The following is a 230-nucleotide window of genomic DNA, read 5'->3' as shown; positions in this document are numbered from 1 at the left end:
ATTTTCTGTCTCTTGTTGGAACATACTATAAAGCTCTATTGATTCCTGCATATATTTTTCATTTATAGTCTGTGACAGTGCCTCATTTTCTAAGCCACTTACTTTCGGCGTTTTTATATCGAGCTGACTATTTTCTTTCGTTTCTTTCCATTCTGCTTTTGTTACTTCTTTAATAATTTTATTCAAAAACGGTATATCTGATAAAGTGCTAGCAGCTGCAGGACTTATAT

The 230-nt window shown here is 32.6% G+C and carries 1 pseudogene; it reads right to left on the bottom strand.

The window, feature by feature from the left end:
• Positions 1 to 230 (bottom strand): annotated as a pseudogene (locus HU755_RS27305) (hypothetical protein); the annotation flags it as partial.

The sequence above is a fragment of the Pseudomonas sp. SWRI111 genome (assembly GCF_014268555.1).
Taxonomy (GTDB): Bacteria; Pseudomonadota; Gammaproteobacteria; order Pseudomonadales; family Pseudomonadaceae; genus Aquipseudomonas; species Aquipseudomonas hamedanensis.
The sequence above is the reverse complement of the archived record's forward strand: the minus strand, read 5'-3'. Positions and strand labels throughout refer to the sequence as shown.